The 7357-nt window shown below is 72.4% G+C and carries 6 protein-coding genes; 4 read left to right on the forward strand and 2 right to left on the reverse strand.

Annotated features, from left to right (window positions below; translation table 11 throughout):
- Positions 1 to 10: 10 nt before the first annotated feature.
- Together AB0M88_RS34165 and AB0M88_RS34170 are read right to left on the reverse strand one after the other, a co-directional pair.
- Positions 11 to 1783, reverse strand: a complete 1773-nt coding sequence (locus tag AB0M88_RS34165; protein ID WP_364109847.1) for a tryptophan halogenase family protein — start codon at positions 1781 to 1783, stop codon at positions 11 to 13.
- Positions 1784 to 1821: 38 nt separating this feature from the next.
- Positions 1822 to 3042: an NAD(P)/FAD-dependent oxidoreductase gene (locus AB0M88_RS34170; protein WP_364109849.1), complete on the reverse strand. Its 1221-nt coding sequence runs from the start codon at positions 3040 to 3042 to the stop codon at positions 1822 to 1824.
- A gap of 185 nt (positions 3043 to 3227) precedes the next feature.
- Between AB0M88_RS34170 and AB0M88_RS34175 the strand changes: the two genes are divergently transcribed.
- The 4 genes from AB0M88_RS34175 to AB0M88_RS34190 all read left to right on the forward strand — a co-directional run bounded on the left by AB0M88_RS34175 (position 3228) and on the right by AB0M88_RS34190 (position 7264).
- The gene (locus tag AB0M88_RS34175; RefSeq protein ID WP_364109851.1) at positions 3228 to 3704 is read left to right on the forward strand and encodes a carboxymuconolactone decarboxylase family protein; all 477 of its coding nucleotides are present in this window, start codon (positions 3228 to 3230) and stop codon (positions 3702 to 3704) included.
- A 31-nt stretch (positions 3705 to 3735) separates the two neighbouring features.
- The gene (locus AB0M88_RS34180; RefSeq protein WP_364109853.1) at positions 3736 to 4575 is read left to right on the forward strand and encodes an aminotransferase class IV; all 840 of its coding nucleotides are present in this window, start codon (positions 3736 to 3738) and stop codon (positions 4573 to 4575) included.
- Between the two features lie 89 nt (positions 4576 to 4664).
- Positions 4665 to 6038, forward strand: a complete 1374-nt coding sequence (locus tag AB0M88_RS34185) for a helix-turn-helix transcriptional regulator (RefSeq protein ID WP_364109859.1) — start codon at positions 4665 to 4667, stop codon at positions 6036 to 6038.
- A gap of 47 nt (positions 6039 to 6085) precedes the next feature.
- Positions 6086 to 7264, forward strand: a complete 1179-nt coding sequence (locus AB0M88_RS34190) for a glycosyltransferase (RefSeq protein WP_364109855.1) — start codon at positions 6086 to 6088, stop codon at positions 7262 to 7264.
- Positions 7265 to 7357 lie beyond the last annotated feature (93 nt).

The following is a 7357-nucleotide window of genomic DNA, read 5'->3' on the forward strand; positions in this document are numbered from 1 at the left end:
CACTCCGTCGTCAGGCGCGGCTCTGCCGCAGCCAGCGTTCCTCGCCGTAGCCGGTGACCCAGCTGTGCCGGCCGAAGACCAGGTTCTGGGTCAGCTCCGGGCGGGCATGGAAAGCCTTCAGGGCCTCGCGCTGGGTGAGCGCCCGGGACACCAGGACGTCGGCCGCCGCCTTGCGGGCCCGCCAGGCCTGTGGCGGCTCACTGTTCTCGACCAGCGTGGCCGGGTAGTTCTGGCCGAGCAGCATGCAATCCACGCCGTCGAGCTCGTAGAACGTCGGCGCAGCGGCCCGGGCCAGCCGCCGGGTCAGCGGATCGCGGAGGTGCAGCGGCGCGCCGCCGGCGTAGATCTCCAGCAACGGCTCGATGCCGGAGACATCGGTGCGGGTCCACACCTCCTGCCAGAACGGTGTCGAGCGGCGGCGGTTGTAGCGGTAGTGCAAGGCGAGGAACCAGCGCAACCCGTCCCAGCGCTCGGCGGTGACGCGGTTGAGCACCTCGCGCGGTGCCGGCTGCTTCCACGAGTCGGGCAGCAGCGGCATCGCCGACATCAGCGTGAAGACCAGCATCAGCAGGCTGCTGGACTCCAGCGGCTCGACGAAGGCGTAGGCGTTGCCGACCGCGATCACGTTGCCGCGCCAGGTCTTGTCGTAGCGGCCGGAGCGGAACTTGACCGTCCGCAGGTCTTTCACCGTGCCGTGCTGCCGCTGGATCTCGTCGGCGGCGGCGTCGGCCGACATGAACGCCGACGAGTGCACGTAACCGACGTGGTTCTCGTCGTGGACCGGGATCGACCAGCACCATCCGGCGTCCATTGTGGCGGCGGTGGTGTACGGCTCGATCGCCTCGCTCTGCTCGGTGTAGCCGGTGACCGCGGTATCGGTGAACAGACTGTCCGAGTAGCTCGTGTACTCGGTCTTCAGCGTCTGGCCGAGCAGCTTGGAACGGAACCCGGTGGCGTCGATGTAGAGGTCGAACTCCAGCGTCCGCCCGTCGGTGGTGCGCAGGGAGTCGATCCAGTCCTCGCCGGAGAGCTCGACGTCGGAGATCTGCGCGTCCAGGTGCTTGATGGAGCGCTCGCGGGCGAGATCGGTCAGATACTTCACCAGGGCCCGGTTCTCCAGGTGGTACGCGAACGGAAGGTCGTCCATCAGCGAGACGTACCGCTCGCCGTCGAGCCGGAACACCGGCACCCGGTTGTGCAGCATGAAGAGCGACTGCAGGGTGTACGCGTTCGGGTCGTTGCGCTCAGCCAGCGAGCCCAGCACGCCGATCGAGTTGGCCCCCCAGTCGAACGGGGCCATGATTCCGTCGGCGTACGGCCCCCAGTCGAACTTGATGCCGAGCTTCCAGGTCGGCCGCACCTTCTCCAGGAAGTCGTGCGGGTCGATGCCGAGATAGTGGTGCAGGAAGGCGAGCAGCGGCGGGGTCGTCGCCTCACCCACGCCGATCACCGGGATGTCGCTCGACTCGATCAGCGTGACGTCGAGCCAGGGCCGCCGCGCCCGCAGGGCCAGTGCCGTCAGATAGCCGGCCGTCCCGCCGCCGATCACGCCGACGGTGCGGATTGCATCGGGGTCGTCCTCGCGGCGGGCCGGCGCGCGGCCGATAGCCTCGCGTTCGCGGTCGGGCAGGGGCGAGCGCCACCCGCCGTCGGAGCCCTTGTCGGCCGGGTCGGCGAGGAGGGCGGCGAGCGTGTCCCCCTCGACCGATGGCAGGCCGGCGGCGAGCGCACCGATGCGCTCGGCCCAGGAGTCCCCGATCGCGTAGGAGTTGTTTCCGGTCATGCCAGATCGTTCCCTTCGACTAAGAAGCTGGGCGGGTGTCAGTAGAGGCCGGTAGTGACGGTCACCGAGCCGCGCGGCCCGTACGGCGCCCGGTGCAACCAGGCGCCGGCGCCCGGCAGTAACGGCGCCAACCGGGCGGCGCCGGCCTGGCGCAGCCGCTGCACCGGCGAGTCGGCGCGCAGATGTCGGACGGCTCGTTCGACACGGGCGCGGTTGTGGTGCGCCGCTTGCCGGCGCAACCGGTCGAATTCCTCGACGGCGGCGCGGGCGCGTTCCGAGCCGGCCGCGCGCAGCGCCACGCCGACCGCGGTGGAGGCCGACTCGGCATCGGCCATGGCGCTGTTCATGCCCCGGGCGCCGAGCGGCGCGAACAAATGTGCGGCCTCGCCGGTGAGCAGTACTCGGCGGTGCCGGTCGACGAAGGAGGTCGCCACCCGTTGCAGGCACGGATAGCGGGCGATCCACAGCACCCGGTCGCGGTAGCCGGCCGGGACCACCTGCGGGATCCACCGGCGGACCGCCTCGGGGGTGCTCAGCCGCTCGCTGTCCTCCCGGCCGCGACACTGCACGTCGGCCTGGATACCACCGGCGAACGGCACGACGAGCACGTTGCGGCCGTCCAGGGCCGGATGCCGGTAGTACATGACACACTCCGCCGAGCCGTGGTTCGCGGGGTCGTCGGCGAGGTCGACCGCGATCCGGTAGTCGTCCGAACGGTCGCCGTCCATCTCGATGCCCATCCGGGTACGTACGGTGGACCGCGCACCGTCGGCGGCGATCAGGTAGTCACTGGTCCACTCCCGGCCGTCGCGGGTGCGCACGGTGACGTCTTCCGGCCCGCTGCGCACCTCCTCGACCGCCGCGTCCCAGACCGCTCGAACCCCCGCTCCCTGGCAGGCATCGCGCAGAAACCGCTCGGTGTCGAGCTGGCGCAGGCTTGCGTACGGCGGCAGACCCACGCCTGGCGACGAGGTGTACCGCCGGCTGTAGACCTCCCGGTCGCCGTAGAAGGTCCGCGCGTACTCCCAGGTGATGCCGAAGCCGGCGATCTTGTCGCCGAGCCCGGGACTCAACCGCTGCAGCCGGTTCAGGGTCTCGTGGTGGACGAAGAGGGCACGGCTGCCGGCCCGCTCGCGGTCCTGCGGATCCGCCTCGATCAGGGTCACGTCGATGCCGAGCGACCGGGCGGCCAGCGCCGCGGTCAGACCCGCCGGGCCCGCCCCCACGACGAGCAACTCGGCCGGCTGCTCATTCACCATCGGCTTTCCCTCCCACCATCCTCGGTCCGGTTTCCCCAGCCTTCGGCAATACCTTTGGAACCGTCCACTACCAGTGCGGGTAGCGTTCCTCTGCCAACCCGGGTAGTGGAGCGTCCGGAATGCGCGGCCGTAAAGTGGGCCGGTCGGCATTCGCCGGACCGGACCATCGGGCGTAAGGACTACGGATGAGCAACTGGCCACGGCTTCCGCTGTTCACACAGGCCAAGGAAAGCTATTCCGCCATGAAGAACTTCGCGGATACGGTGACGCGGACGGCGCTCGGCGCCGGCGTGGACCGGGCCGTCGTGCACCTGGTCAAGATTCGCGTATCACAGGTGAACGCCTGTGCGTTCTGCGTGGAGATGCACTGTCGGGAGGCACGCGCCGACGGTGTCTCGGAGCAGCGCATCTTCCAGCTCGACGCGTGGCGGCACTCGCCCGGCTTCTTCACCGAGGCCGAGCAGGCGGCGCTGGAACTGGCCGAGGCGGTCACCGTCCTGCAGCCGGGGGCGGTCAGCGACTCCTCCTATGAGACCGCCTGCAAGCATTTCCCCGAGGAGCTGGTCGCGCATTTGATTTTTGTAGCGACCGTGATGAATTCCTGGAACCGCCTGGCCATCTCGGCGCGCTTGCTGCCGCGCCCGCCGGAGACCACTTCCTAGACTATTTTCCGCGTCGGCTGTCGGGAGTGCCGTGTCTGTTGTCAGCGTATTCACGAACGGGCGCCTCGAGCCCGGCGCCGAGCCTCAAGACGACCTCCTGGCCGCCGATTCCTGGCTGGTCGACGAGGGTGCGGTGCGATTCCTCGGCGACCACCGCACCCGGTTCCGTGCGGCCTGCGCCGGGCTGACCGATCCGGGGTCGGTGGACCGGTTCTGGGCGGCGGCCGTCGAGGCGTTGCCGCGTACCGGGCGCTGGTTCCCGCGCGTCGAGCTCTCCGCCACCGGCCGGCTCCGGCTTCGGGTCCGGCCGGTGCCCGCGGCCCGGACCAGCCTGATCGCCCGTTTCGCCCCGCCCGGCGACCCCCGCTCCCGGCCCCGGCTCAAGGGTCCCGATCTGATCCTGCTGTCCGAGCTGCGGGCGGCCGCGGCCGCCCAGGGTGCCGACGAGCTGCTGCTGCGCAACGCCGACGGCCTGCTGCTGGAAGGTGTCACCACCAGCCTGGTGTGGTGGGTGGACGGTGAGCTGTGCGTGCCGTCGCGGGGCCTGCCCTGCCTACCCGGCGTGACAACCGGGCGGATTCAGGCCCGGGCGCGCGAGCTCGGCATCCCGCTGCGCCATCGGCGATCAACCCCGGACCAGCTGGCCGGTCGTGAGGTGTGGCTGGTCAATGCCCTGCACGGCATCCGGCCGGTGCGCGGCTGGGCCGGGACGGACATGATCGCCGGCCCGGCCCGCAACGCGCCGGAGTGGCAGGCCTGGCTGACGGCGCGGGCCCGGATTCTGCCGCGCGCCGAGGCGCCGGCCCTCGTCCCGGGCCGGCCCGGCCCTCGTCCCGGCGACGCCGGGAACTCCGGTCCCCACCGCGTGTAATCGTCCCCGAATCGGCCGCGGGCCCCCGCGCTGTCGTTAGCGTTCGTGCCGGATACGCCGAACGTCGGGACCATCGGGGGGTGGGCACCATGCTGAAGCAGGCCGGGTCGAGCTTGCTCGCGCTGTCGCCGACAGCGCGCGAGAGTGCGCCGCGCCGGACCGACAGCGAGCTGCTGCGCCTGGTCGACGCGCAGCTCTACGCGGGGCATCTGCAACCGGCCCTCGCGCTGCTGGAACGGTGCCCGGCACCGACCCCCGCGCTCACCGCGCGGTTGTGCCACACCCTGCTGATGAGCGGCCGGGCCGGCGAGGCCGCCAACGCCGCCGCCCGTGCTCTGACCCGGATCGGCCTGGACGGCGCCACCGTCGACGACCTCCAGGCCATGCAGGCGTTCGCCCTCGCCCTCGCCGATCCCCTGGCCGGCCACCCGATCGGTGCCGACGGGCCGGGCGGCGGCGCCACGCTCGCGGTCGTACTGTCCACCATGGCCGGTCACCTGCGGCAGACCGGCGACCTGGAGAAGGCGGTGCGCATGTCGGCCCGAGCGGTGGCCGCGGCCGAGCCGGCGGCCCTGCCGGCCTGGTGGGTGACCGTGGCCGCCGGGCACGCCCGGCATCTGCTGGCGGTGGGCGCGCTCGACGAGGCGGCCGACCTCGTCCAGGCGACCGCGGCGACCTGCTCGGGACCCGGCCCGGCCGCGGCCTACCGGCACCTGCCCGACGTCGTAGCGGCCGAGGCCCATCTGCTCAGTGGTAACACGCCGGAGGCCGGCGAGATCGCCGAACGGGTGCTGCGGGCGGCCCGCGCCGGCGAAGCCGGGCTGGTACTCCCCCAGGTACACCGGGTGCTGGCCCAGGTCGCGCTGCACAACGGCTGCTGGGACAAGGCTCGCAACCACGTGCACGCGATCCGCGTCCTGCTGGAGACCGGTGGGGTCGCTCTGTGGCCGCTGCATCCGCATTGGCTCGACCTGCAGATAACGTTGCAGCAGCACGGCGCCGAGGCGTGCGCGCGTCTGCTGGCGGCCGACCGCTACTGGGCGGCCGGCGACACCGCGCTGGCCGCCGAGCATCCGGGCGCTCCCCTGTGGTTCGCCCGGACCGGCCGGGAGATCGGCGCCCAGCGGCTGGTCGAGGCGGCCGTGGCGACCGCCGACGAGCTGGCCCGGCGCAACCCGCGGACGGCCGCGCTGGCGGAGCAGGCCGCCCGCGTACGGGAGGCGGCCGCCGCCGGGGACGCCGGCCCGCCGCCCAGCCCACAGCCCGACTGGTCGGGGTTCAGCCCGGCCGAGCGCCGCATCGCCCAGCTGGTGGCCGACGGCCTCACCAACGGGCAGATCGCCAACCGGATAGGCCTCTCCGCGCACACCGTGAACTACCACCTGCGCAAGATGTTCCGGCGGCTGGGGATCAGCTCGCGGACCGAGCTGGCCGGTCTACGCAGATCTGCGTACGACGGATAACCGGCGACGACGATGACGCCGACGGGCCGGCCGGGCACAGTATGCTCATGGCTTCCCCCGTTCCGGTGCTCTTCCTGCTGGCCGACACGGGCAGCGGACACCGGGCGGCGGCGACCGCGGTGCAGCAGGCCCTGGAACGCGGCTTTCCGGGCGCATTCACCCCGATCTTCTGCGACCCGCTCAGCGGTCCCGAGGCACACCCGTGGGTACGCCGCCTGGTGACGCTCTACGGCCCGACGGTCCGCCGGGCACCCTGGCTCTGGTCAATGCTTTACCACGGCACCGACCGGCACCCGATCGCCTCGCTGCTCGGCTGGCTGGTCCGCACGTTCGCCGGGCGCCCGGTCCGGCAGGCGGTCACCCGGCACGGGCCACGACTGCTGGTCTCCTTCCACCCCCTACTGGGAGGCTGCGTGGCCGACGTCCGGCGGGTCACCGGCACGCGGGCGATGACCGTGGTGACCGACCTGGTGACCGGTCATTGCAGCTGGCGACGCAACGACGCCGACGTCGTGGTCGTGCCGTCCCGCGCGATGCAGGCGTGGTACCGCCGGGCCGGTTCGGCTGGGAACCGCTGCGTCGACCTCGGGCTTCCGGTGGCCGCCGCGTTTGGAGCCGGGCCCCTTCCGGACGCGGCCCGCCGGCGGCTGCGACGCCGGCTGGGCCTCGGCGGCTCCCGGTTCGTGGTGGTGCTCACCGGCGGCGGCGAAGGCGCGGCCAAGCTCGGCCGGCAGGCGCGGGCCCTGGTCCGGCGGCTGCCCGACATCGACGTGGTCGCGATCTGCGGCCGCAACGAACGGGTGCGGCGGTCGCTGGAACGGTTCGCCCTCCGCACCGGCGCCCGGCTGACGGTCCGGGCGTACGTCGACAACATGGCTGACTGGGTGCGCAGCGCCGACGTGCTGGTCACCAAGGCCGGCCCGGGCACGATCGCCGAGGCCACCTGCTGTGCCACTCCGCTGCTGATCACCTGGCATGTGCCCGGACAAGAACGGGGCAACGCCGAGGTGCTGGTCGCGGCCGGCGCAGGGCGCCGGGTGCGGGGCATCCAGCACCTGTTGCGCGAAGTGCGGGACCTGCGCCTCGATCCGGGCGCGGTGGCCGCCATGCGCGCGGCGTCCGCCCGGCTGGCCCGCCCGGAAGCCGCCGACGACATCGCCGTACTGATAGCGCGGCTGGCCACCACCGCGCCGTCGATCGAGGAGGAGATCAAATGCGAGGTTTGAGGGCGTTCGCCGTAACGTCGGCGGCCGCGGTGCTGGCGGGGGCGGCCGCCGACACCCGGGTCCGCCGGGCAGCGGGGCAGCGGGACCACGCGG

The sequence above is a fragment of the Actinoplanes sp. NPDC051411 genome (assembly GCF_040682075.1).
In the GTDB taxonomy this organism is placed as follows: Bacteria; Actinomycetota; Actinomycetes; order Mycobacteriales; family Micromonosporaceae; genus Actinoplanes.